Annotated in this window: 22 protein-coding genes; 5 read left to right on the top strand and 17 right to left on the bottom strand. The window is 45.4% G+C overall.

Annotated elements, in window-relative coordinates:
* The first annotated feature begins 185 nt into the window (after nucleotides 1-185).
* Nucleotides 186-1,463 carry a hemolysin family protein gene (locus ACXABW_RS03270; protein ID WP_457523970.1) on the top strand — a complete coding sequence of 426 codons (1,278 nt, stop codon included), beginning with the start codon at nucleotides 186-188 and terminating at the stop codon, nucleotides 1,461-1,463.
* A gap of 94 nt (nucleotides 1,464-1,557) precedes the next feature.
* On the top strand, nucleotides 1,558-2,097 hold the full coding sequence (locus tag ACXABW_RS03265; protein WP_457523969.1) for a nuclease-related domain-containing protein: 540 nt from the start codon (nucleotides 1,558-1,560) through the stop codon (nucleotides 2,095-2,097).
* A gap of 77 nt (nucleotides 2,098-2,174) precedes the next feature.
* On the opposite strand, the gene ACXABW_RS03260 is transcribed toward ACXABW_RS03265, so the two are convergent.
* The 9 genes from ACXABW_RS03260 to ACXABW_RS03220 form a co-directional block, all read right to left on the bottom strand.
* On the bottom strand, nucleotides 2,175-3,938 hold the full coding sequence (locus tag ACXABW_RS03260; RefSeq protein WP_457523967.1) for a lysophospholipid acyltransferase family protein: 1,764 nt from the start codon (nucleotides 3,936-3,938) through the stop codon (nucleotides 2,175-2,177).
* A 2-nt stretch (nucleotides 3,939-3,940) separates the two neighbouring features.
* Nucleotides 3,941-4,393 (bottom strand): hypothetical protein, encoded by a 453-nt coding sequence (locus tag ACXABW_RS03255; protein WP_252029683.1) that lies wholly within the window; start codon nucleotides 4,391-4,393, stop codon nucleotides 3,941-3,943.
* Between the two features lie 10 nt (nucleotides 4,394-4,403).
* The gene (locus ACXABW_RS03250) at nucleotides 4,404-4,856 is read right to left on the bottom strand and encodes a YHS domain-containing (seleno)protein (protein WP_457524941.1); all 453 of its coding nucleotides are present in this window, start codon (nucleotides 4,854-4,856) and stop codon (nucleotides 4,404-4,406) included.
* A gap of 56 nt (nucleotides 4,857-4,912) precedes the next feature.
* Nucleotides 4,913-5,722: an NRDE family protein gene (locus ACXABW_RS03245; protein WP_457523966.1), complete on the bottom strand. Its 810-nt coding sequence runs from the start codon at nucleotides 5,720-5,722 to the stop codon at nucleotides 4,913-4,915.
* A gap of 1 nt (nucleotide 5,723) precedes the next feature.
* Complete coding sequence (locus ACXABW_RS03240) at nucleotides 5,724-6,227, bottom strand: hypothetical protein (protein WP_457524939.1); 504 nt, start codon at nucleotides 6,225-6,227, stop codon at nucleotides 5,724-5,726.
* Nucleotides 6,228-6,372: 145 nt separating this feature from the next.
* Entirely contained in the window at nucleotides 6,373-7,485 is a 1,113-nt protein-coding gene (locus tag ACXABW_RS03235; protein ID WP_457523964.1) for a D-alanine--D-alanine ligase, read from the bottom strand.
* Nucleotides 7,482-8,066 carry a DedA family protein gene (locus ACXABW_RS03230; RefSeq protein WP_265688430.1) on the bottom strand — a complete coding sequence of 195 codons (585 nt, stop codon included), beginning with the start codon at nucleotides 8,064-8,066 and terminating at the stop codon, nucleotides 7,482-7,484. The genes ACXABW_RS03235 and ACXABW_RS03230 overlap by 4 nt, the downstream gene beginning before the upstream one ends.
* Nucleotides 8,067-8,299: 233 nt before the next feature.
* Nucleotides 8,300-9,277 carry an ion channel gene (locus tag ACXABW_RS03225; RefSeq protein WP_252029678.1) on the bottom strand — a complete coding sequence of 326 codons (978 nt, stop codon included), beginning with the start codon at nucleotides 9,275-9,277 and terminating at the stop codon, nucleotides 8,300-8,302.
* A gap of 114 nt (nucleotides 9,278-9,391) precedes the next feature.
* Nucleotides 9,392-10,306 (bottom strand): LysR substrate-binding domain-containing protein, encoded by a 915-nt coding sequence (locus ACXABW_RS03220; RefSeq protein ID WP_252029677.1) that lies wholly within the window; start codon nucleotides 10,304-10,306, stop codon nucleotides 9,392-9,394.
* Between the two features lie 109 nt (nucleotides 10,307-10,415).
* On the opposite strand from ACXABW_RS03220, the gene ACXABW_RS03215 reads away from it, so the two are divergent.
* On the top strand, nucleotides 10,416-11,687 hold the full coding sequence (locus tag ACXABW_RS03215) for a D-amino acid dehydrogenase (protein WP_457523962.1): 1,272 nt from the start codon (nucleotides 10,416-10,418) through the stop codon (nucleotides 11,685-11,687).
* A 313-nt stretch (nucleotides 11,688-12,000) separates the two neighbouring features.
* Nucleotides 12,001-13,548 carry an alanine/glycine:cation symporter family protein gene (locus tag ACXABW_RS03210; RefSeq protein WP_265688426.1) on the top strand — a complete coding sequence of 516 codons (1,548 nt, stop codon included), beginning with the start codon at nucleotides 12,001-12,003 and terminating at the stop codon, nucleotides 13,546-13,548.
* Nucleotides 13,549-13,687: 139 nt separating this feature from the next.
* On the opposite strand, the gene ACXABW_RS03205 is transcribed toward ACXABW_RS03210, so the two are convergent.
* The 4 genes from ACXABW_RS03205 to guaB form a co-directional block, all read right to left on the bottom strand.
* The gene (locus tag ACXABW_RS03205; RefSeq protein WP_252029674.1) at nucleotides 13,688-14,287 is read right to left on the bottom strand and encodes an acetate uptake transporter; all 600 of its coding nucleotides are present in this window, start codon (nucleotides 14,285-14,287) and stop codon (nucleotides 13,688-13,690) included.
* A gap of 384 nt (nucleotides 14,288-14,671) precedes the next feature.
* Complete coding sequence (locus ACXABW_RS03200) at nucleotides 14,672-16,360, bottom strand: chitinase (RefSeq protein ID WP_457523961.1); 1,689 nt, start codon at nucleotides 16,358-16,360, stop codon at nucleotides 14,672-14,674.
* 310 nt (nucleotides 16,361-16,670) lie between these two features.
* Nucleotides 16,671-18,224 carry a glutamine-hydrolyzing GMP synthase gene (guaA, locus tag ACXABW_RS03195; protein ID WP_457523960.1) on the bottom strand — a complete coding sequence of 518 codons (1,554 nt, stop codon included), beginning with the start codon at nucleotides 18,222-18,224 and terminating at the stop codon, nucleotides 16,671-16,673.
* Between the two features lie 209 nt (nucleotides 18,225-18,433).
* Nucleotides 18,434-19,897, bottom strand: coding sequence for an IMP dehydrogenase (gene guaB, locus ACXABW_RS03190; RefSeq protein WP_252029671.1), 1,464 nt, complete (start codon nucleotides 19,895-19,897; stop codon nucleotides 18,434-18,436).
* Between the two features lie 233 nt (nucleotides 19,898-20,130).
* On the opposite strand from guaB, the gene xseA reads away from it, so the two are divergent.
* Nucleotides 20,131-21,462, top strand: coding sequence for an exodeoxyribonuclease VII large subunit (gene xseA / locus ACXABW_RS03185; RefSeq protein WP_457523959.1), 1,332 nt, complete (start codon nucleotides 20,131-20,133; stop codon nucleotides 21,460-21,462).
* A 26-nt stretch (nucleotides 21,463-21,488) separates the two neighbouring features.
* On the opposite strand, the gene ACXABW_RS03180 is transcribed toward xseA, so the two are convergent.
* The 4 genes from ACXABW_RS03180 to bamB all read right to left on the bottom strand — a co-directional run bounded on the left by ACXABW_RS03180 (nucleotide 21,489) and on the right by bamB (nucleotide 25,790).
* Complete coding sequence (locus tag ACXABW_RS03180; protein ID WP_457523957.1) at nucleotides 21,489-21,722, bottom strand: zinc ribbon domain-containing protein; 234 nt, start codon at nucleotides 21,720-21,722, stop codon at nucleotides 21,489-21,491.
* A gap of 319 nt (nucleotides 21,723-22,041) precedes the next feature.
* Nucleotides 22,042-22,911 carry an alanyl-tRNA editing protein gene (locus tag ACXABW_RS03175; protein ID WP_457523955.1) on the bottom strand — a complete coding sequence of 290 codons (870 nt, stop codon included), beginning with the start codon at nucleotides 22,909-22,911 and terminating at the stop codon, nucleotides 22,042-22,044.
* A gap of 62 nt (nucleotides 22,912-22,973) precedes the next feature.
* Entirely contained in the window at nucleotides 22,974-24,461 is a 1,488-nt protein-coding gene (gene der / locus ACXABW_RS03170; RefSeq protein WP_252029667.1) for a ribosome biogenesis GTPase Der, read from the bottom strand.
* 168 nt (nucleotides 24,462-24,629) lie between these two features.
* The gene (bamB, locus tag ACXABW_RS03165) at nucleotides 24,630-25,790 is read right to left on the bottom strand and encodes an outer membrane protein assembly factor BamB (protein ID WP_457523953.1); all 1,161 of its coding nucleotides are present in this window, start codon (nucleotides 25,788-25,790) and stop codon (nucleotides 24,630-24,632) included.
* Nucleotides 25,791-25,798: the final 8 nt, after the last annotated feature.

Genomic DNA, 25,798 nt, shown 5'->3' with positions numbered 1-25,798 from the left:
CGAACACCAAAGAAAAATATTTATTGGGCTCAATAAAGTATTCACACAGCAACCACTTTTATCGTCACCACTAAAACAATTCATCCTTCCTTTATTCAAATTTACTAGCGGTTCACTTTTTTCCACCTAGTCAGTCAGTAAGCTGAAACAGTGACAATAAATCAATTACTTGAGTGGAGTACGCAATGGACATTGTATTGCTAGTGGGGCTCATCAGCTTAAATGGTGTGTTGGCCATGTCTGAAATTGCCTTAGTTGCCGCTAAGTCCAGTCGGTTAAAGAAACAAGCGGAACACAGCTCGCTAGCTCGGACGGCATTAAGGCTGAAACAATCCCCGACTCAGTTTCTTTCAACCATTCAGATCGGCATCACAGCCATTGGCATATTGAGCGGTATTGTCGGCGAAGCCAATTTTTCGCAGCCGCTTGCTCAGTATTTATCTACTCACGGACTCCCACTTGAAATCGCTCAGCCAATGGCGACGGCATTGGTTGTGATTAGTATCACCTACTTTACTATTGTGGTTGGTGAATTGGTTCCGAAGCGATGTGCGCAAAACAACGCAGAACGAATCGCTGTCGTTGTAGCTTACCCTATTCATCTCTTAGCCAAATTATTCGCACCGTTTGTTTGGCTACTCAGCGCTTCTACCGATACCTTACTCAACCTGTTACGCCAGCAGAACCAAGATAGCGATATCATCACGGAAGAAGACATTGTTGCGGTCGTGACGGAAGGATCCGCTTCCGGCGCTATTGAACCTCAAGAACAGACTATGATCCGTAATCTGCTGCATTTGAATGATCGTATGGCCAGCTCCCTCATGACCCCGCGCAGCGACATCGACTATTTGGATCTCACCCATCCAATCGAAAAGACACTAAAACGACTTTGTCACACCCAACATTCTGTGTGGCCTGTGTGCCGAGGCGGATTGGATAATTTGATAGGTACCATTTCGTCAAAAGTGCTGCTAGACCAACATCCCTACCTTTCAGTACGTACCATCGCAGAGTACAGTAATCGCCCGAGGTACATGCTCGAATCTATAAAAGGATTAACCTTACTAAATGAAATGCAAAGTTCTAATTCGGAGATGGCTTTCATTGTCGACGAATATGGAGATGTGCAAGGGCTGGTCACTTATCACGATGTATTGAAATCTATTGCCGGTGAGCTTGGCTGTGCTCCTCAATATAGCTGGGCGAAAAAGGACCTCGATGGGAATTGGATTATGGATGCATTGATTCCTGTCCATGAGCTAAAGCATCGTCTGCATCAAGAGGTATTGGAAGGAGAGTCCATTGAAGGCTTCCAGACACTCAATGGTTTTCTAACTTGGAAAGTCGGTAAAGTGCCAAGACAAGGCGAAGTCATCAACTATAATGGCTGGCGATTTGAAGTGCTTGCAGTAACCCATAATCGAATTTTGCAGGTTCGAGTCGGCAAGTTAAGCGCTTGATCATTGCGAACAAAAAACCTTTGAGATAGTTTGCTGTGCATTCGGTTCTACACCGCTCACTTTCAAAGATTAACTTCCAGTGAATAGCTTGCTTATGACCACCCACACCGCTCCATACATGCCGCTCCTACAATTTTGCCAACAACCGACGGCAGAGGTTCTACAACCATTTGGTATCCAAGAGGAGGGAAGCGAAAAAGTTGAGCACTTACAACGCTGGTTAACGGAACTGCCACACTTAGCTGGCAATGTGTTGTTGCATTTCCCTTACCCATCACTAGAGCGCCAAATCGACGCAGTTGTACTCTATCGTGGGATTGTCTTCGTCATTGAGGTGAAACTCGGCGGCAGTTCATATACCTGCTCCGATATTGCAGCGACAAGCCAGCTGGCTCATGCTCTAAAAGCGCACCACCAAGCCAGCCACGACAAATTTATCGTACCTATTCTGATTGCAACAAAAGCCAACCCACAAGGCGCCGCTATTCAAGTGAGCTCTGATCTTGTTTCCAATGCTATCTGTGACTCTGGAGAGCATCTCGCCGCCCTGATCGAGCACTTCTCCAACCAGTTCAAGTACGACGAAATCATGGTGGAAGATTGGGCTGAGTTATCGTTTATCGATCAGCCTTGATAACCGTTCACTCCTTAAAATTAAATAGGCCAGAGATGTGCAAACATCGCTGGCCTTTTCCCATCAGTCAGTCCAAATCACTCAAACGATGCCAAATATTGCTGAGCTTCTTTGCGCCCCATATATTTACCCAAAGTTTTAACCGGAACCGATTTTAGGTTCACAACTATTAGGCCATCTAGCGCATCGTTAAATGCTGGGTCGACATTAAAACACACCAACTTACCATTCATACCGAGATACTGACGTAGTAACACAGGTAACCCTTTACCTTGCTCCATTCGAGCTAACACTTTTGACAGCAAAGCCACACTAGCCAGTGAAGACAATAAATTGGTTTGCCAAAAGACATTACCAGATGTGCGTAATGGCGTTGAGGCTTTCACCAAGGTGGCCTTTTCCTTGTCGTAATGATGAATCGACAAAGTCGCAGCCATCAACTGACGAGCCAAATGGCTGTAGTCGTTACTGATACTTACCGGGCCAAATAAATGAGTGTATTTCGGGTGACGTTGCACAAATGCAGCAATACCTTTCCAAAGCATCAGTAGCGAATTGAGGTTACGTTGGTACTTCTTAGCGACAACGGATCGGCCCAATTCAATACTTTGCTCCAACGTATCAATAAACGCTTGGTCATACTGAAACAAGCTTCGCGAATACAGCCCATCTAGGCCATGCTTTTCGATAAGTTGATCCACCAGCCCCATACGGTATGAACCTACGATTTCATGCTCTTGGCTATGCCAAACGAACAATTGGTAATAATGCAGATCGTATTCATCAACATCGCATGCTAGACCACTTCCCTCTCCAACCTCACGAAAGCTTTCTTCTCTGATGCGGCCAATTTCTCTCATCGTGACCGGAATCTCATGGGTTGCAGCACAGTACACACTAAAGTCACCTTGCTCTAACAATAAGCATGTAGACTCTAGCTGATTGATTTCATTAGCTAACTCTTGCTTGGGCAATGGAGATATAATCGGAGTATCGAACAAGGAAGGGTTACTATGATCTAAAAGCTCATTGGTATCCAATTGCTCAGATGGACTCATTAAGTAAGTATTCAAGCGAAGGTAATGAACAATATCCCTGTCTTGTTCAAACCCTTTGATTTCAGAGTATGGAATCGCAGAGCCTACCGAAATAGCAATATCGCTAGCACGTTTATTGAGTAGCTCCCGACCTAACATCGCCGTGCGAAGCAAAGGATGAATTCGGCCGGCCTGATAAAACAATGCACTATTTTGACCATTAATAAATATCGGTACAGTCACCGCTTCACTACGTTTGACAAACTTCGCCACCGACTGACTCCACTCAATGTCAGAGAGAGTTTGACTGTCGGTTTGATAGGTCGACACTTCCCCTGCAGGAAATACAATCAACAATCCACCGTCGGCTAAATGACGATGCGCTTCTCTCACCGCATTGGCATTAGTGCGTCTCGCTTCCTTGCCATCGAACACATCAATGCCGATAAACAACTCGTCAATTTCGGGAAGACGCTTTAACAATTGGTTCGCCAATACTTTCACATCTTTCCGAACCGCCCCCACCAAGTCGGCGAGAATCACCCCTTCTATCGCGCCCAAAGGGTGATTGGCAACAATCACAGTCGCTCCGGTTTGGGGGATGTTATCGATACTCCCCTGCGCTACATGGTAGTTAATATTGAGCACCGATAAGGTGTAGCGCATAAACTCAAAGCTCGATTGATGCGATGGCCTTTGCTGATAATAGTGGTCGAGTTTTGCAAGGCCTGTCGCCCACTCAACAACGGATTCACCCAAACCAAACGGGGTGTGGCGTGGTAAACGAAATGGACTTTCAACCATGCTTATACTCCTCTCGTCATTAACAAGCGCAATGAGCCTGCTGGCGAACTAATATCTTTCACCGTCAGGTATCCCCCCGACAGCCAAACCAAACACGCCATACCAAATAGCAAACCACCATCATCACCAACCACTTCTCCGGCTTGATTAAACTCCGGCATCACAATACCGAGCGGAGTGAAGAGGTGAAAAAAGATCGCGCCAGTCATAATTCCAGCGCTCATTACCGCTCCAATGCCATGAAAACGAGTGAACAATAAAATGGCAGCAATCAACTCGGCCACACCAATGACGTAACCACCGGCAGAGCCGAACCAATCCAGACCAGACCATTCACCCAACGTACCGAAGATATGATCTGTTTCGTAGGAACCTGAAAACTTAAAGAACAGCGATTGAATAAAGACAAACGCGATAAAAGCTGACGGTCCATGCTTGCTGAGCGTAAATTTCATATCGACCTCTTTAGTTGATCAGGTTCGGCCAATTTTTGTCGGCCTGAGTGATATGGTATGTACGATCTTGTTCCCAACGTTGCTTGATGTCGTCGTCGTAATTTAGATATAGCTTACCGTCGACCAGTGACCATTCATGAGGGTCACCCGGAGCAAAGTCGTTTTTAGCCGATACAGCCCATGCACAGTACCCCCCATATTGAGGCGCATATTTTTCTGGCTGCGCCACAAACGCGTCTAAGTTCTGCTGAGAAGAAAAATACCAATCAGCTCCTTTGTATTCGGTTTGAAACTTCGAACTGCCTTTCACAGGTTTGTTTTCAGTGAAATAAGCAACCGTATCGTAGCCAGCAAGCGCCTTATTACTAAAAATCCCGGTATAGATTTCATCCTCTGCATAGCTTACTGAACTGGTAAACAATGCACTGGTAAATAAAGCGATAAACGCCAATAGCACTTTGATTGAATTAAGAGTCTGTTTCATCGTTCCCTCACTTTTCTCTGGGCACAGCTTGTCTTTCACGACACTAAAGATGTCGCAGCTCTAAGCTGATAAATGTGTTGTTCTAAAGTTTGATTATTTAGGTTCTCGCACGGTGAGCCCGGCACATAAACCATACGCTGGATGCCTCCCTCGACTCTGAGATGTGTAAAGCTCACCGTCTGAGCATCATCTCGGTGCATACAAGTCGACATGTGTGGCTGACTGGCATGATGGTGAGTATGAAAAGCCAGTAAGCTTTCCGTACTTTTTCCCTGTTTGGTCAATGACTGATATACCTGTAAGCGATACGCACTCACCGCATTTAAATCGACACTGGAGGAAAACAGTGGACAGTCGGTGTTATGGATTGAACTGTGTCGACCATCCCACTCCAATGCCTGTACGCTAGGGTTTTGGCTATTGAGCTGTGAATCAAATACCAGCAGAGTAAAGGGTGCAAACTGATTTAAATTCAACATTACAAACGCTTCTTTCACTTGCTGGCTATTTACACAACTTGAAAGATGCTTAAGTAGTAACCCTCTGCTGACTAGGCTGCCTTGCATAATCGAACCATCTAACAAGATGCCTTCGTGGCTCGCCTCGGTTTTCAACGACTGACAAGGCATAACACCTTGGTAGTTATTCAATAGACACAGTGATAAACCGAATTCGTTCATACTGATCCAACTGCCATTACCAACAGGGTCGACCGGCATAAGCACTTCTACTCCACTCACCTGCAACTGAGTCGGCGGCAAAGCTAGTGCGCGGCTTTTTTGCTCATCACGATTAAAGAAAACTTGATAGCCACCTTCGTCCACCAGCCAAGATACGGAACACATATCATTGCTCCCTCATAAATGATGCTGTAGCCGGAGCCAAACCAAACTCGTCGCACGTTTTGACATCAAGCAAGGTGGTCGCGACTTTGGCCATCGCAAAGTGATGATTAGCGTGCAAAGCTGCAAAAGTGAGTTCACGGCCGAACGTCGACTCCAATGAACATGTATGTGATTGGCTTAATGAAACCTCACTTAACACCACTACAGATTGATTCAACTCTTCCAGTGGTTGGCGCTGTAATTTGGCAATAAATTCATCAATTTCCTGCAGTGCAACGCGCTTGGTCGATTCAACCTCATGGCCACGTCGACGCAAGTTGTAATCAATCACCCCACGGCTTTGAAACAGCGCATGGAAAATATCTAGCCAATGACGAAAATGCTGGCCAATCGAACTGGTTAGCAACGGTTTGGCAATAAAGCAGTATTGCTCGTCCGTCAGTGTCAGTAAGAAATCACGCCCTTGCTGCAATGTTTCAATCGCACCATGAAGCACCGATACCATCACTGAATCTTGAGAGTGAAATTCAAGCTCACTCGAGAGCTCTGAAGTCGAAATAGCAACCATATAAAGTCCCTGTTTTCTTGTTATTCGAACCCAATATTGGGTTTTAATCCGTTGCTGGATACTGTTGTGTCAGTAGCTTTTCTTAACGCCATGCGTTCAACAATGCCGCCATTGACGGTGTTTTATGACCACGACGTTTTTGTCTGGCACCGATATCAAACAAGATTCGGTACTGTTCAAGTAGAGTCGAAAATATTTCGCTTAGCGGGGTGTTACGGTCCCAGATATGGGCAGCCTCACTACTCGCACCATTGATTTCTAGAATCGTGAATGCCTCACCTTGCATAAACTGGTGAATATCGGCGAACTTGATGTCCAAACGCCCATAATGAAAGCCATCAAGATCATCGAAGATCTCATCGAGCTTTTGGCTCAACGCTTCGGTAATGTACTGGTTACCATTGCGAAAAATAGAACCTCGGCTGTGACTTCCTGCAAAGGCAAGTTGGAACTCTTCTCCCAACTCAAGTACTTCCTGAAGTTTGTCTTCATGTCTTGGTAAATATAGGTGAGATAGCTGCCCTGCTCTCGGACAGTTGTCGATAAGCTGCTGTAAGGTACTGACTCCATCTCCGGTAACGGAAGGCGCGTACTTGAGTGTGATGGAAATGATTTTTCCACGTGTATCTTCTGGATAGCGAACATAAAACACGCCGGCTTCAGCCTGATACGGCGCTTTCTCCTGCAACAAAAACCGCGCATCACGAGGGAAAGATTCAATGTAACTCGCGAGCTGATCTTTATCCTGCAACAGCTTCACTCCCGCCCCTCGGCAACCCAGATCGGGCTTAGCCACTATAGGAAAACTCAACTGAGCCTGACTCATAGCTTCCAGAGCACTGTCTAGCTGCTGTGAAACATTACGTAAATCTCGAGTCACAGTAATGAAAGGAGAAATCCACTGCTTGGCATGCTCCCCAGCCAAACTAAGAATATCGTGCTTAGATTCACCGACCATGCCGCTTAATTTAATACTCGGATTAGCGATTAACGGTAGCCCCCAATCGCGGTGCCTTACGCCCTGAAACAAGCTTTGCATGACAACAGGCGTGTAAAAAAACCAACTCGGCAAAAACTCATACGGTGACACCGCACGCTCAGTATCAACTTCCAGCTCAGGCATACCTGCGTTGATCTTTCCCTGTTCAATAAACTTTATCTGCTCAATACCAGAGATAGCTAAGTGAGACTTCATGAAATTCCTCTAGTGAGTGATTTATTTAAAATACGGTTTGCAGCAAACAGTACGCCGAATGCCACTGGAATCGTGAGCCATTGGTAGCCTCGACTTTGCAGCCAATCCACACTGCCCAACTGGTAGACAGCACCAAATACAACAGCAGTCCAAATTGATGTCGCACTGACCACCGCAAGTAAAAAAAGTGACAGTGGGATAGAAAAGAAGCCACTCAAGGTAAACCCAACGGTTCGCATCCCCGGTATAAAACGGATAATGAATAGGTTAATGAACGGCTTGCGATGCAGTAAGCTTCTGACCTGCTTGAAGTATTTATTGGTCAAAGAGCGATATCGAAGAACTCTGATAGTTCGAGCACCTCTCCCCAAATAGTAGAGGCCTAAATCACCAGTCGCGATGCCGACAAAAATCGCCAACAACGCCCAACTAGCAGGCATCACTTCTTGGGCTGCTAATCCCGCGGCAGTGACAATAGCGAGATCTTCAAGTAAATAGGAAAGTAGGATCACTCCAACAAACAGCCACGTAAGTGAATGCCCACCGTGTGTTATCCATTCTTGTAGTTCTGCTCCAGACACCACATTCCCTCTCTAAATGAATTCTCAGCCTATGGCCGTTAGCCCTCAGTTCATTTAACAGACCTGCCGTTAGATAAAAAAATTACATACCTTTGAGTAATTAAATTTAAAAGAGATATACAAAGGGTAGTCATCGCACCGCAAATGCGCCTAACTTCTGTGAATAAATAGAAGCAGAAAAGCAGGCTGTTTAGCCTGCTTGAGTCAAAGACGAAGAAATGGAAAACGGTCTATTAGCGAGTCATTTTTTTAACAAAAACCACTACAAACAACGCCATCGTAAAGCTGCCAAGAAAAGCTTCAAAAGCCGCAATAAAGCGAGCGATTCCTACTGGGGATATATCGCCATAGCCTAAGGTGGTAAAGGTCACGACGCTGAAATACACCGCATTAAAAAATTCAAACGCATAGAATTGCCAACCTTCAACGCCAGCATACACAGGGTTGGACGAAGTCGTATCAAGTAGAAAATACGCAATAGCGCACGCCAAGATTAGAAAAATGGAGAACAACACAACTCGAGCGGGTGACTCGCCATAACCACAGAACACATCCACGATTTTGGACACGATTCGGCGCAAGCTAAACAGTGGCATTTGATAGCGTCTAAAACGCATTTCCTTTTGAAAGAATTCGCCTGCAGTCTCAAATAAGCCCTGCTTCTCGCACTGCTTGCGGATGTTACGACACACCTCTTCTGCTTCCTGATACAGTGAAGATGCCTTATGTCTATCGCCAACTTTTGCAGCAAGTTTAGCTTCACGTTCTTGCTTTAGCGCCCTGCCCCAGTGAATATTCTCAAGACGCGCTCGCGCGAGATCTGCGCCAAGCAAGTTGCAGTCATTGAGCTGTGCGCAGTGTAAATTTGCGCACACAAGCTTGCACTTCATCAATGATGAACCGCGTAAATCTAAGCCAAAAAAATGTGCTTCGCTCAAGTCCGCACGGTAGAAATCTACATTGCGACAGGAGTAGCCGACTTTATTCCCTCGGTTTACTAGGTTTAAGTCCACTAAGTTTGTTCTTGCCAACTGAAATCCGTCTAAAGGTTTACCCGCTGCGGCCCATTCTTCAACCTGTTGTTTTACGTTATCGTTGCTTTTATCTACTGCGGGATCATGCCAATAACAAAGCCCTGACTCCCCACAAGGTTGATCGCAGCGCCAGCCATCGGGATTTTGATAGCTGCATCGGCCTTTTTCTGATTTCATATGCACCGCCCTCAATAACTAATTGTAGGTGGTGACTGATCAGTTGCCACACTAATTACAAATTAATCATTAACTGTAAATAAACAAGACGGTTAGCTTCCTGATTAATGGAACTCACACCAGATCAAACTGTAATTTGAGCCACTCAGTGAACGAACGAGTGCTGTCGTTCTGTGTTCTCGTGAGGAGGAAATAGCCAGCATTGGCTGGAATGGAAGGGAACGGGGAAACCAGCTTCCCTTTCTCTAACTCATTGGTTATCAATAGGCTACGAGCCAAGGCGATACCGACTCCTGCCTCCGCGGCAGACATGGCCATATCTGTGCGATTAAAAAAGTGACCACGATTAGTCTCAAGTGCTAAGCCATGTTTTCCGAACCAATACTGCCACTCATAATCTCTTGGTGCATTTTGCCAAGGCATCGCATCATGTAACAACGTCGCGTCACTCCATAAAGCTTCGCTAAGCTCCACGTCATCTTGCCTTTCTATGCCACTGTACTGTTCCCAATAAGCGGCACTCATAACTGGCAGTAACGACTCTTCAAACAGCAGCTCCGCGTTGTCGGAGCGATATGGGAAGCAGCCATAATCAATGGCCAAATCATAGTCTTTCTCATCTCCATCAACGATGGCTGTTTCTGCAAAAGTCACTACCTGAATATCAGGGTGATGGCGGTGGAATTGTTCTAGCTTCGGAACCAACCATTTAAACGCTAAAGACGGTGTGAGTTTCAATTTGACTTCTTTCGACTGGCCACTTGGTTGCTGCAGGGATTGGATCACCGCTTCAATATCCGCAAAGTGCTGATTCACTGCATTAGCGAGAACTTCTCCTTGCGGCGTTAAGCGGATCCCCCGGGAATGGCGTTCAAAAACACTAAAGCCTAGTAACGTCTCTAGCTGAAGTAATTGCTGACTTACCGCTCCGGTAGTGAGGTGCATTTTCTTCGCGGCCTCAGTCAAACTGGCATATTGAGACGCCACACGAAACGTCGACAAACTTGTTGCTAAGGTACTTCGGATCATGACTCTCACCAGCGTTTAGAAATTCTATATGCAGTAAACAATTATTCTCGATTGTTAAAACAATGTAAAACCCGCACGATACGCAAAAGTCATTAATGTGAGCATGAAGATGAAAATTGCAGTATTAGGCAGCGGCGTGATTGGTGTAACCACCGCATGGTATCTATCTAAAGCGGGCCATGAGGTCGTAGTTATCGATAGACAAGCGAAAAGTGGTCAGGAAACCAGCTTCGCCAATGCCGGGCAAATCTCTTATGGATACTCTTCACCATGGGCTGCTCCAGGTATCCCACAAAAAGCGATCCGTTGGCTGTTCGAGCAGCATGCTCCTTTAAAAGTTCAACCTAAAGTAGACATCACAATGCTCAACTGGGCCATGCAGATGCTTAGCAATTGCCAACTGACCCGCTACGAAGTCAATAAGTCTCGTATGTTAAAAGTCGCTAACCATAGCCGTGAATGTCTGCAGCAATTAAATCAAGAGTTGGGGTTAGAATACCAAGGTCGCCAACGCGGTACGCTCCAAGTCTTTCGTTCTGAGAAGCAATTGGATGCAGTCGAAAAAGACATCCGCTTATTACAACAGGCCAACACCCGCTTCAAATTGCTCAATCCACAACAGTGCCTCGAACAAGAACCAGGTCTAGCGCCAGTGATAGATAAACTCAAAGGTGGGCTGTATTTGCCAGATGATGAAACGGGCGATTGCCAATTGTTTTGTCAGCAACTCACTCAGAAAGCGCAACAGCAAGGTGTCGAGTTTAAGTTTGACCATACCATTCAAGGCCTAGACCGCAGCTCAGGTAAAATTACATCCGTCATCACGGACAAAGAAACCCTTCATGCCGATGCGTTTGTCGTCGCAATGGGCAGCTACTCTGTTCCATTGCTTGCTTCAATAGGCATTGCTATTCCGGTTTACCCAGTAAAAGGTTACTCACTGACTGCGTCTATCATCGACCCTACGTTAGCTCCAACTTCGACAGTAATGGATGAGACCTACAAAGTCGCTTTAACGCGTTTCGATGATCGCATCCGCGTGGCTGGCACAGCAGAGCTAGCAGGATTTGACCCTACAATTCCAGAAAAACGCAAAAACACGATTTCAATGGTCGCCAAAGATCTTTTCCCACACAGTGCCAACTTCGAGCACGCAGAATACTGGACAGGCTTTAGGCCTATGACCCCAGACGGAACCCCGATCATTGGCAAAACAGGCTACCAAAACCTGTTTACGAATACTGGTCACGGCACTTTGGGCTGGACCATGGCATGCGGTTCAGCGCAGCTGCTAAGCCAAGTCATTACACAATCAACGAAAGCCTACCCAATGGCTACTCAGCCACTTATCGATGGCCTAGATTTATCTCGCTATCAGTGAGCGCGATTTTTCTGCTTAAAAATTAATCGGAATATAAATTTACTGAGAGTAACTAATTCAGAGATTAATAAATTACAACCACCGATAAGTTAACCGTATAAGTCCCTTAATAGTTATCAAATAATTCAAATAAGATCGTAGAAATAAGTAAAAACTAATATAGAGAACTAATTATTAACAACCAGACGGAGTTTTGTGCTCTTAATCACACCGCTAGGCTCTAATAGATAAAACCATTAACAATTGAGTTACACAAAGGTTAATGTATCGCCTAGAAAACAAACAATACATCTACAAAACAGGGAAAATGCTCATGCAGTCATTAGTTGATTTTCTGAATGGAATTATCTGGAGTCCGGCACTGATTTATTTGTGTCTTGGTGCTGGTTTGTTCTATTCGATCATGACTCGATTCGTTCAAATTCGTCACTTTTTCGAAATGTGGCGCTTACTACTTTCAGGCAAGAGTTCAACGAAAGGTATCTCATCTTTCCAAGCACTTGCCGTTTCGCTTTCTGGCCGTGTAGGTACAGGTAACATTGCAGGTGTTGCTGCCGCTATCGGTTTCGGTGGCCCAGGTGCAGTATTCTGGATGTGGGTTGTTGCGTTCTTTGGCGCGGCAACAGCATACGCAGAATCCACTCTAGCGCAAATCTATAAAGAAGAAGACGAAGGCGAATTCCGCGGTGGTCCAGCTTACTACATTGAAAAAGCGATGGGTCAGAAGTGGTACGCTTGGATATTCGCAATTGCGACTATTTTTGCATGTGGTGTGCTACTACCTGGTGTTCAGTCAAACAGCATCGGTAACGCAGTAGAAGCAGCGTTTGGCCCGGGTGCGATGATCGAAACCGCAATCGGTACATTCAGCTTCGCTAAAATCTTCACTGGTACGGTTGTTTCAATCATCCTTGGTTTCATCATCTTTGGTGGTGTTAAGCGTATTGCGAACTTCACTCAAATCGTCGTTCCATTTATGGCGCTTGCGTACATCATCACAGCGTTCGTTATCATCCTACTTAACATCGGTGAAGTTCCACGCATCTTCTCTATGATCATTAGCGATGCATTCACTCCTATGGCTGGTGTTGGTGCTGCGATTGGTTGGGGTGTTAAACGTGGTGTTTACTCTAACGAAGCAGGTCAAGGTACTGGTCCTCACGCAGCTGCAGCAGCAAACGTTGATCACCCAGCGCAACAAGGTCTGGTTCAGTCATTCTCAATCTATATCGATACACTGCTAGTATGTTCAGCAACAGCGTTTATGATCCTTATCACGGGTGCATACAACGTACACGGTGGTGCAGACGGTGCGTTCCTAGTTCAGAACATCAGTGCTGAAATCAGTGCTAACGGTCCAGTCTTCACACAGATGGCGATCGAAAGTGCGCTACCTGGTGTTGGTAAGCCGTTTATTGCTGTTGCATTGTTCTTCTTTGCATTCACTACCATCCTTGCTTACTACTACATTGCAGAGACAAATATTGCTTATATTCGTCGTACCTTCAAAGTTAACGGCTTAATGTTCGTCCTAAAGTTGGTACTTATGGCCGCAGTGTTCTACGGTACTGTTAAGACAGCGAATCTCGCTTGGGCGATGGGTGATGTGGGCGTAGGCCTAATGGCTTGGCTAAACATTGTCGGTATTCTGATAATTTTCTTCATGTCGAAGCCAGCACTTAAAGCGCTAGCCGACTATGAAGAACAACAGAAGAAAGGCGTGACAGAGTACACATTCAACCCTGTAAAACTTGGCATTAAAGGTGCTGATTACTGGGAAGAGAAGTACAAGCGCAAAACCGGTAAAACACCAACTGCAGATAGCGACTCAACAGAAGCAGTAGAGCAGCCATCAACCTAAGTCTTATTCAGTTCTTGTCCTGTTGGCAGGAAATATAAGAAAAAGCAGTGGTCCGAATAACGGACATTAAAAAAGGGGCTAACCAATGGTTAGCCCCTTTCTTTTGTTCCCGTACCAGAATGTCTGGTTTTGCACTGACTTAAGCAGCAATCTCTTGAGTAGTAGGTGCAACTGATGCTGATTTCTTCTCACCAATTGGCAAGATCGTACGACCATATTCATTGTTAAGCACCTGGGCCATTGCAAAATAAATCGCGCTCGCACCACAGAAGATGCCTTCAAAGCCAGCAATCGTACCGATTAGAGTGCTACCAGTAAAATCACGGGCAGCCAATAGGAAGAACAGAACCGTTAGCGAGCCGAACACAACTTGCTTAGCTCGTGGGTAGCACAGTGAACCAATGAACATGAAACCTGTGAAAATACCCCATAGAGCTAGATACCACCCCATAAAGTGAGCAGGGCTTGCTGGCAGCCCCATGTATGGCATCACGATTAACCCAACCAATGTCAACCAAAACAAGCCGTATGAAGTGAATGCGGTTGTACCGAAAGTATCACCACGCTTAAAACACATCATACCAACTAGAACTTGGCTCAGACCACCGTAAAAGATACCCATCGCAAGAATCATTGAGTCGATTGGGAAGAAACCTGCATTATGGATGTTGAGCAGGATGGTTGTCATACCGAAACCCATTAGGCCAAGTGGGGCTGGGTTTGCCAGTTTAGTAGACATTTCGCGCACCTTTCAAAAAAGTTAATAAAAATTACGCGCGGATTTTAAAACAGATAACGTTAAATGATAGCGAACCTTGCGAAAACTAAGATTTCGAAAATCACCATAAGTTAGGAAATTGAATATGAAAGGGATAAGTCAGGTTGAATAACACTAAGGAAAAAACAATTCAGTAAAGTACCACATCAGCAATTAGATCATCATAAGCCAATTAATACCACCAATGTTAAATAATTGATTTTAAGGGCTTAAACCCTCTATCGAACAATAGAAAAAGCTTTAGGAACATGGGTAACCTAAAGCTCTATTTAATGCATATTGCTACCTTAGTTGGAGAGTCTAAACCGTCGGTCTAAAGTTTTTCGCTACGGACGACTCCGCAAACTACTGACACGAAATTTCATCCCAGAACCAGTTGCTAGCAGTCGGTGTGTCCCAAACCCCAGGGGAGTTCTTCGCAACAAAACATTTACCCGCATTCGTCACTTTGTCGCCATTCCCCACTTGTGTCACTCCCGCTTCCCATTGAATAAAGGTATTTGGATCCGGAGTTGGGTTTGGAGTCGGATCTGGCGTTGGTTCTGGGTCAGGCGTTGGTGTTGGATCTGGGGTTGGCTCAGGTACAGGCTCGGTTGGTGTGCCTTCAACTAACTCCCAAGGTCCACCATTGGCAGGATCATCGCCCTGAGTCCACCATTTCGCTTGATATGTTGCTCCGTTATAAGTCACTTGATCGCCAGTGTTATACACTTTGTTTACATCCCATCCATTACCGCCAGGGTCAGTACCTGGGTCGACAGGATCAAGCTGTTCTACCACTCGAACCTCTGGCCAACTTGCATGTGAGCCATAAAAGTTAGTGACACATTTCTCGTAGTCACCTGGAACAAGTGCAGAATAGGCAGTTTGGAAGCCCACCAGCTCACACTCAAACGAGTAACCTTCTGGGCGATCTGGGTAATATTTCCAGTTGCCATCCCAGTTAGTGTAAAGAACATCCGTTGCACCATTAAGGTTTAAGCTACCGTAAGGTGTTTGCTGCCAACAAGTGTTCTTTTCGTCGGCTTCTAGCGGAATCTGATAATGACTCGATAGCCCTTCCCAGTAACGAATACGATTGACTGGCTGTCCTTTCTCTTTGTTTTGTTCGCCACATTCAATACCACCATTAATCACATTAATTGTGGTGCCAAAGCCATATCCGATACCTGCATCAATTTCACGCAGAGATGGCGTCCAAGTACGATCAATCACATGTAGCATCGCCGGCTTAGGTGCCTGTGGCGTTAGGAAGAACCAAATGGCAGAGGCCAGATTTAGCCAAGAATCCGCAACCAAACCGGGATTGTTAAGCAATACCGTTGCATCGCCGTCATACATCACTTCCGAAAATGCACCATAGTTAAAGTGATAGGATAACTGTTTAGCACCGCGGCCAAAGTAGCCTTGCCCCGCAGCACATGGCCAGCGGCGGTTCTGCCAATAGTCCTGACCACATCCTGTTGTATAACCTTCTTGCCCCTCAGACCAACCCATTTCGCGTACATGAACGAGCGCTTGCTGCCACTCTTCCAGTGCTAATGGGTTATCCGAAATATTATCTTTGGCGATATGACCACCGGTTTCTTGCGAAAAGTGAGCAAATGCCGTCACGATCGACTTTTCACAGATCGCATCCGAATTACGGCCATCTGTGTATTCACCACAAAATGCCGGAAACTTACCAATCGCACGTAGAAAGCGAGTGTAAGTATATTCATGCGTGGCCATTTGAGTGAGGAAATCCCACTCTGATTGAGGAAAAACCCGCTCTACGCGCTTAACATTCTCTGGGTTTGCAGCCGCTCCCGGCTCAATCGCTTCCACCACAGCATTAGGGCGAGTTTCTAATGCTTTAGACCAAATGGCATACATAGGGTCGGAGGTTTGCGCATCGCCAGCCGCTTGGATATCAGCACGAGAAATGACATAACCAGTTGGGTTTTCTGGGTCAGGTTGAATGTTCATCGCTGCCATAGCATTTACCGCTATTGAACAGCCCACAAGTAAGGTGAGTGGTTTTAGTTTTATCATCAGTGAAGTCCCTGTCTCACTAAAAAATTCTTTAGAAGAATAGAGGCTTAATGGAGACCTATGCAGACAAATGTGATGTTGAACGGGAGATTTGCGAGTGATTTCCTCTCGATGTAAACCATCCAACGTATGGTGACATCAAGAGTATTAGGTGTGCTACAAAAAACACTAAGTTAGTAAACATAAGATTTTCAATTACTTAATGCGCACTTGGTTTCATCAACTGAGCACCATATGTGACAGCGATAGATATAAAAAAGCCCCGAGGAATCCTCAGGGCTTCATCAATCAAAAACAATACCGTTGGGAATTATTCCCACTCGATAGTTGCAGGTGGCTTACCTGAAATGTCGTAAACTACGCGTGAAATGCCATCAACTTCGTTGATAATGCGGTTAGAAACCTTACCTAGGAAGTCGTATGGTAGATGTGCCCAATGCGCAGTCATGAAGTCAATCGTTTCTACAGCACGTAGAGACACAACCCAGTCGTACTTACGGCCATCGCCCATTACACCTACAGAGCGTACTGGTAGGAATACCGTGAACGCTTGAGATACTTTGTTGTATAGGTCCGCAGCGTGTAGCTCTTCAATGAAGATCGCGTCTGCGCGGCGTAGAAGATCACAGTACTCTTTCTTGATTTCACCAAGAACACGAACACCTAGACCAGGACCCGGGAATGGGTGGCGGTAAAGCATGTTGTAAGGCAGGCCAAGCTCTAGGCCAATCTTACGCACTTCATCTTTAAATAGCTCACGTAGTGGCTCAACAAGGCCCATTTCCATATCATCAGGAAGACCACCCACATTATGGTGTGATTTGATTACATGCGCTTTACCCGTCTTAGATGCAGCCGATTCGATTACGTCTGGGTAAATCGTACCTTGAGCAAGCCATTTCGCGTTTTTCAGCTTCTTCGACTCTTCATCGAACACGTCTACGAATACGTGACCGATTGTCTTACGCTTCTCTTCTGGGTCAGACTTACCTTCAAGAGCCGCAAGGAAGCGATCTTCTGCGTCAACTTTGATGATGTTTAGGCCGAACTTGTCGCCAAACATATCCATTACTTGTTGACCTTCGTTTAAGCGAAGAAGACCGTTATCAACGAATACACATGTTAGCTTGTCGCCAATCGCACGGTGAACCAGCATCGCGACAACAGATGAATCAACACCACCCGATAGACCTAGGATAACTTCGTCTTCACCTACTTGCTCTTTAATACGAGCAACAGCATCTTCGATGATTGACTCTGAAGTCCACAGACGCTCACAGCCACATACGCCAAGAACAAAGTTCTCTAGCATTTGCAGGCCTTGTTTTGTGTGCGTTACTTCTGGGTGGAATTGCACGCCGTAGTATTTCTTCTCTTCGTTTGCCATTGCAGCGTACGGACAGGTCTCTGTCTCGCCCACTTTTACAAAGTCAGCTGGAATTTCTACTACTTTGTCGCCGTGGCTCATCCATACATCTTGAGTCGCTTCAAGATCTTTAAATAGTGCAGATTCGCCAGATACTTTTACTTGTGCGTAGCCAAATTCACGCTCGTTAGAGCCTGCTACTTTACCACCAAGTTGCTCCGCCATAGTCTGCATGCCGTAGCATACACCTAGAACTGGAACACCAGAATCAAATACATATTGAGGTGCACGTGGCGAGTTTTGTTCGGTTACACTTTCAGGGCCGCCAGAAAGGATAATTCCGTCTGGATTGAATTCACGAATATCCGCTTCTTCTACATCCCAACTCCATAGTTCACAGTAAACGCCGATTTCACGTACGCGGCGAGCGACAAGTTGAGTGTACTGAGAACCGAAGTCCAAGATCAGAATACGTTGGTCATGAATGTTTTTAGTCATTTTGGGCAGTCTTATAAGCTAGGTTATGAAAACGAGGCGAGTTTACTCGCCTCTTATCAATGCTTCAAGGAAAAAAGCAAACGTTTACGTAAGATTTCTTGTTCCCGTTTTACGTCGGGATTTTGGTCGAGAACAAGGAGAAGACGCGCAGCTTAATAAGTATAAGTGAGCATCTTCGACGCCGTTCTCGGACAAAATAACAAGTAAAATTAGCCTAAACGGTAGTTTGGTGCTTCCTTGGTGATCTGAACATCGTGTACATGAGACTCCTTCATACCTGCACCTGAGATACGAACAAACTCTGCTTGAGTACGCATTGCTTCGATAGTCGCTGAGCCTGTTAGACCCATGCTTGAACGTAGACCACCCATTTGCTGATGTACGATTTCTTTCAAGCGACCTTTGTATGCGATACGACCTTCAATACCTTCTGGTACTAGCTTGTCTGCAGCGTTGTCAGACTGGAAGTAACGGTCTGAAGAACCTTGTGACATAGCGCCTAGTGAACCCATACCACGGTAAGCTTTGTATGAACGGCCATTGTAAAGAATTACTTCACCCGGTGCTTCTTCTGTTCCCGCAAACATAGAGCCAACCATCACAACTGATGCGCCCGCTACGATAGCTTTACAGATGTCGCCTGAGAAGCGGATACCGCCGTCAGCAATAACTGGAATACCGTAAGAATTTGCCACCTCAGCAGCATCTGCAATTGCAGTAACTTGAGGAACACCTACGCCCGTTACGATACGAGTAGTACAAATAGAACCAGGGCCAATACCCACTTTAACAGCACTTACGCCTGCTTCGATAAGTGCTTTAGCACCTGCGCCTGTTGCTACGTTACCACCGATGATGTCGAGATCAGGGTATGCTGCGCGAGTTTCGCGGATACGGTTAAGTACACCTTCAGAGTGGCCGTGCGATGAGTCGATAAGTAGAACGTCTACGCCAGCTTCAACCAAAGCGGCTACACGCTCTTCGTTACCAGCACCAGCACCAACAGCTGCACCTACACGTAGACGACCACGCTCATCTTTACATGCGTTTGGTTTACGTTCTGCTTTATGGAAATCTTTCGCAGTGATCATACCGGTTAGTTGGAACTCATCGTTCACAACCAGTACTTTCTCAACGCGTGCTTCGTGCATTTTCTCTTGCACTTCTTCACGAGTTGCTCCTTCTTTTACCGAAGCCAAGCGATCTTTAGGTGTCATTACCGATTCAACTGTTTTTGATAAGTCAGTAACAAAGCGAACGTCACGGCCAGTAATGATACCAACCAATTCATTGCTTTCAGTAACAACAGGGAAACCAGCAAAGCCGTGCTTTTCAGTTAAAGCGACAACATCAGCAATAGTTGCATCAGGATTCACAGTCACAGGGTTGGTTACAACACCAGCTTCAAAAATCTTAACCTGACGAACCATCTCTGCTTGCTGTTCAATAGACATGTTCTTATGAATAAAACCAATACCGCCTTCTTGCGCAAGTGCGATAGCAAGACGAGCTTCCGTCACAGTATCCATCGACGCAGAAATCATTGGGATATTTAAGGTGATATTTTTCGTCAACTGAGTGCGAAGATCAGCTGTGTTTGGGAGAACGGTGGAGTGTGCTGGCACAAGTAGTACGTCATCGAATGTCAGCGCTTCTTTGGCAATTCTTAGCATTTGCAATATCTCACAATTAGAGGAGTAAAAAGAACAACCCAATCTCATCGTTTCGCATAATGAGGGCAACAAAATTAAGGCAACTTCATTGCATTTGGATTAGATATTGCGGACGGATTATACGGCTAACGAAATCGCTTGGCTACACATTTTTCTATTTTTTATTTGCAATTACCCCCTTGATATGTATTATATTGCCGCTAACTTCCATACTCACGTCTATGAGATTAGCTGTGTCTTCTCTGACCAATCAAAATATCTTCACTGTCTCCCGTCTCAATGCAGAAGTCCGCTTACTCCTTGAAAATGAAATGGGAATTGTGTGGCTAATTGGTGAAATCTCAAACTTTTCAGCCCCTGTCTCAGGTCATTGGTACCTAACCCTTAAAGATTCTCGCGCCCAAGTTAAGTGTGCGATGTTTAAGGGCAACAATAGACGTGTAACCTTCAAGCCGCAAAATGGTAAACAAGTTCTAGTAAAAGCACGCTTGTCTTTATATGAACCTCGTGGGGACTATCAGCTGATCATTGAAAGCATGCAGCCAGAAGGTGATGGCCGCCTGCAGCAACAGTTTGATGAACTGAAAATGAAACTCGCAGGGGAAGGACTCTTTGCTCAAACCAACAAGCACCCTCTCCCTGAGCATCCAACCCGTGTTGGGGTCATTACCTCTAAAACCGGTGCGGCGCTGTTCGATATTCTTGATGTGTTAAAACGCAGAGACCTTTCGCTGCCTGTTGTGGTGTATCCAACAACGGTACAAGGTGACGACGCAGCGATTCAAATCGCTCAAGCAATTGGCTGCGCAAATAGTCGTAACGAGTGTGATGTCTTGATTGTTGGTCGAGGGGGCGGTTCATTGGAAGATCTTTGGTGTTTCAATAACGAGATCTTGGCTCGAACTATCGCAGCTAGCCAGATTCCTATTATCAGTGCTGTCGGTCATGAAGTGGATGTTACTATTGCTGACTTTGTAGCAGATATGCGTGCCCCTACTCCCTCTGCCGCTGCTGAGTTAGTTAGTCGTGATAATAGCCATAAAGATCAGGCATTGGCGACCAAACATCAAAAGCTTGTTAGCGCACTTCGCTATTACCTAAGCCAACAGCGTCAACACAACGCAACATTGCTGCACCGTTTAGAGAAACAACACCCTAACCATCAGCTACAGCGCCAGAGCCAACAACTCGACGAGTTAGAACAACGCTTGCATCGAAGCATGAACAACTTCATCACCATGCGCAAACAGGCCGTACAACGACAACAATATCGAATACAGCTCCACTCTCCCGTTACAAAGCTCAGCGAACAAAAATCTAGCCTACAAAGGCTAGAACAAAAGTTGTTGGATGCTATGGATAGAAAGCTGCTCAATACACGACATCAATTGGCTTTAGCCGCGGAAAAGCTTGACACAGTTAGTCCTTTGGCAACGTTAAAACGTGGATATTCCATCACTCAAGATAAGCATGGGACAGTGGTAACACGTGCTTCAGATGTAAAAATGGGCGACACACTGGTCACCCGCCTTGCTGATGGTGAAGTACACTCCACTGTTAACTGATTAGGTCTAGGTTTTCACTTCCTAGCTTAGTCACGAGCTAAAATGGGCTGAAGCACAAAGCTTACTCTCGACTTCGACTTTAACTCATTGCAAGTATTGCAAAAGTAACTTGCCGAGCCGCACGCCTGTAGCTTCTCTAGCTCTGCACTACATTCAGGACAATATCCTATTTTTTTATAATGGGTAGAACAAGATCCGCAGTGATAAGCGCCATCCCACTCTAACTCGCTATCACACTTCGGGCATTGATTCTCAGTCATCGCATCACCTTTATAATGTCATTTAACTTTTACTTATACGGGGATTATCTAACAAGATCATTGTCACTTTCCTTGATTTTGTCCCGTGATAGTTCACTAGTATGAGTTATACTGAGTGTTATTCTCCTACCATGATCTTTATATGATCATCCGCTTTATTCTATTTGATCAGCGATCTACCCTAAAAAGAATATTTATATCACCACACACCGAAAGCATAAGTTACATGTGCTGTTTTTGGATTTTAAACAATATAAAAAACCACAAATAAACACACGGAACAGAATAAACAGATTTTAATAAAAAGATCGCTTTAGGGCTATGTCGGAATTACATCGGTGTGCATTTCAATGTTCTGTCCATCAATCTGACATAGAGAGACAGTAATACGAGCGAACTCATTTAATGAGGTGACATGCGTTCCTCCACAAGGAATCTCGGCAATTTCTCCTTCTTGTAAGTTACATCGCCAGTAACGAGAATCCGTTAATGCTTCACCATCACAATGCATCTCAACAGTAGAAGATAACGATAACCAATCAGATAATTGTGCATTAACTCGAGATTCAATACTTGCTAGATCCTGCAGCATTTCTGCACTGTTGAGCCCTCTTTTGCGCAGTGTTTTACCTAAGCGATAGCTATCGACACATTTATCTTCGGTTACGAAGCTTGTTTCTTGAGCATAGCTATTAAAATCGTAGTGACCATGAGGGTCTTTTCTATCCGCATCCTTGCGCCAGTAGCCATCGGCTAGCACCTTATTAAGCGCAAGATAAGCCAAATGTCCTGCGCTATGGCCTCGGCTCAATGCTAGTTGGCGCTCTTTATCGACACACAAGGTTATCAATTGCCCAACTGATAAGTCGATAGCTTGGTGAACGCAGTGAACTACAACGAACACCCAGCCATCACTATCACGTTTTACGGGGATCGCTTTGTCAACATACAGCTGATCCGTTGATAGCTCAATCGCACCGACTAAACTATCGAATACTTCGACATCCTGCTCGCCAACGACCAGTCTCCCGGTATCAGCAGGATGATCTGGCCAAATATGGCTAACAGGGTGAAAAGGGGTTTTATCTGCCACAACATAGCTAACACTGCCTTGCTTTTCGACAAGCTGCACTGTGGAATCAAGTTGCCAAACTTGATGGCAAAATTGAGTAATGGTTGGAGAGATCATAGCGTTGGTACTCTGTAATTTATGGGCATAAAAAAGCCCAAGTAGATACTTGGGCCAGTTTACTATTTTTTACGATCTTTCATCGCACTCATTAGGCGTTTACGCTTACGCTCTTGGGATAGCGTCATCTTGTTCGTTTTGCCTTCAAATGGGTTATCACTACTTTGGAAGTTAATGCGGATCGGTGTCCCCATGATCTCCAAAGACTTGCGATAGTAGTTCATTAGGTAACGTTTGTAAGAGTCAGGTAGATCGTTTACCAAGTTACCGTGAATGACTACGATTGGTGGGTTGTAACCACCAGCATGAGCATATTTAAGCTTAACACGGCGACCACGAACCATTGGTGGTTGATGATCGTCAGTGGCCATCTTCATAATGCGAGTCAGTACCGATGTACCTACACGAGTTGTTGCCGACTTATAAGCTTCCTGAACTGATTCAAACAAGTGACCAACACCAGTACCATGCAGTGCTGAAATGAAGTGGATTCGAGCAAAGTCTACGAAGCCTAGGCGGCGATCCAGCTCTTTCTTCACGTGCTCTTTCACATCAGTGTCTAGACCATCCCATTTGTTGACAGCAATAACAATCGATCGGCCAGCGTTAAGAGCAAAACCAAGCAAGCTTAAGTCTTGATCAGAGATATTTTCACGAGCATCAATAACAAGAAGGACTACGTTCGCATCTTCAACAGCTTTAAGCGTTTTAACAACTGAGAACTTCTCTACAGTTTCATTAATACGTTTACGGCGACGAACACCAGCAGTATCAATCAACACGTACTCTCGGTCGTCACGCTGCATCGGAATGTAGATAGAGTCACGAGTCGTCCCTGGCATGTCATACACAACCACACGTTCTTCACCAAGAATACGGTTAGTCAGTGTTGATTTACCAACATTTGGACGGCCAATGATGGCGAGTTTGATAGGCTGGTCTTGAAGACGGTTGAACTCTTGTTCAGCTTCTTCTTCAGTGTAATCGAGCTTCTCTTCTTCTTCGTCTACAAAGTCAGTTAAATCTTCGATTTCGCCTTTTGCCTCTTCCGCCATTTTTTCTGCAAATGGGTTAAGAGCGCGATCGATCAATGCTCCAACACCACGGCCGTGCGCTGCCGCAATTTGGTACATGTTTTCCACACCAAGTTGCCAGAAATCTGCAGATGCAGCATCAGCATCGATACCGTCGACTTTGTTTACCACCAACATAGATGGCTTTTCAATCTTGCGAAGATGGTTCGAAATTGCGATGTCTGAAGGCGTTAGGCCAGCACGACCATCCACCATGAATAACACCACATCAGCTTCATCAATCGCCGCTAGCGACTGTTCAGCCATTTTAGTTTCAACACCTTCTTCAGTGCCATCGATACCACCAGTATCGATTACAATGAATTCGTGTTCACCAAGCTTAGCTTGGCCATATTTACGGTCACGCGTTAACCCTGGAAAATCCGCAACCAAAGCATCACGCGTACGTGTTAATCGGTTAAACAGCGTAGATTTACCTACATTTGGGCGCCCTACAAGAGCAACAACAGGTACCATAACAACCTCTACAATATTCTTTCTTATGTAGTTATAGGTAACGACTTGCATCCTGCCAAGCGTTAACAAGCCAGGCGTTACCTATAACCACATTCACTTTAGTTTATCTCAATAAAACGGCTCCTAGCTGTTTCCAACCAGGAGCCGAATGTGAATTGTATCACGAAATTATTTCTTGATCGTCAGTTTCTTTACATCGCCATTGCGCGTTGTAATTACGTAACCATCAGGTAAAGCAACAGGACCAACGGCAAAGCCACTTTCGTCAACAAGCTGCTGTGCGACAAACTCACCACTCGAACGATCTATCCAGTACAAGTAACCTTCCGTATCACCAACAACGACATAGCCATTGATTATTACAGGAGCAGTTAGCAGGCGGTGCTCAAGTTGGTCGTTACTCCAAAGTTCGGTACCACTACGCGCATCAACAGCAGCAATATGATCTTTATCGGTTACGACAAACAAACGACTGCCATCACTGGCTAGATCTGTCGCGGAAGAATAAGTACGTTTCCAAATTGGTTTACCAGAACGAAGGTCTAAACCAATCAATTGGCCGTTTATACCAACAGTGTAAAGCGTTGTGCCTAAAATAACGGGAGACGCATCAACATCGACTAAGCGATCAATTTCAGTCGCCCCCTGAGGCATGCCTACAGGCTGTTGCCAAATGAGTTGACCACGTTCCACTATTGCAGCCGCTAGTCGACCATTAGCTGTGCCCCAGAAGACACCACCAGATACCGTTGCTGGAGTGCTATCTCCACGCAGCGTTAGGTTTGGAACTTCGGTGCTGATAGTCCACTTCTGCTCACCGCTAGTTTGATCTAAAGCGATTAACATGCCACGGCTAGTGTTCACCATAATGAAGTTGCTGTCAGCGACAGGTGCAGCCAACACTTCGCCATCTACATCAACACGCCACTCAAGTTCACCTGTTTCAGCATCTAACGCAATTAGCTGGCCGTTTTCACTGCCAATAAACACTTTACCGTAAGCTGCTGTGATACCACCAGAAAGTCGAGCCGATGTCTCTTCTTCTAAATCGACTTCCCATTCAGTTTTACCCATTTCTGGATTCAGCGCTTTCACCAAGCCTAATCGACTCGCAGCAAACACTTTTCCATAAGCGTACTCAGGAGTCAGCTTAGAGAAGAAGTGTCCAACACCATCGCCTACTGACGCCGACCATTGCTGTGAAGGCGTAAACTCACTTTGTACTTGTGGCACAGGCGCCATGATGATGGTGTCTTCTTCACCTGCACACCCAGCTAAAACACCGATAGTTGCAGCGGATAAAAGCACTTTGCTAAGCAGTTTTTTCATTAACAAGC

The sequence above is a fragment of the Vibrio paucivorans genome, from assembly GCF_054053395.1.
Note: the sequence above shows the minus strand (reverse complement) of the source record. Positions and strands in the feature narration are given on the sequence as shown.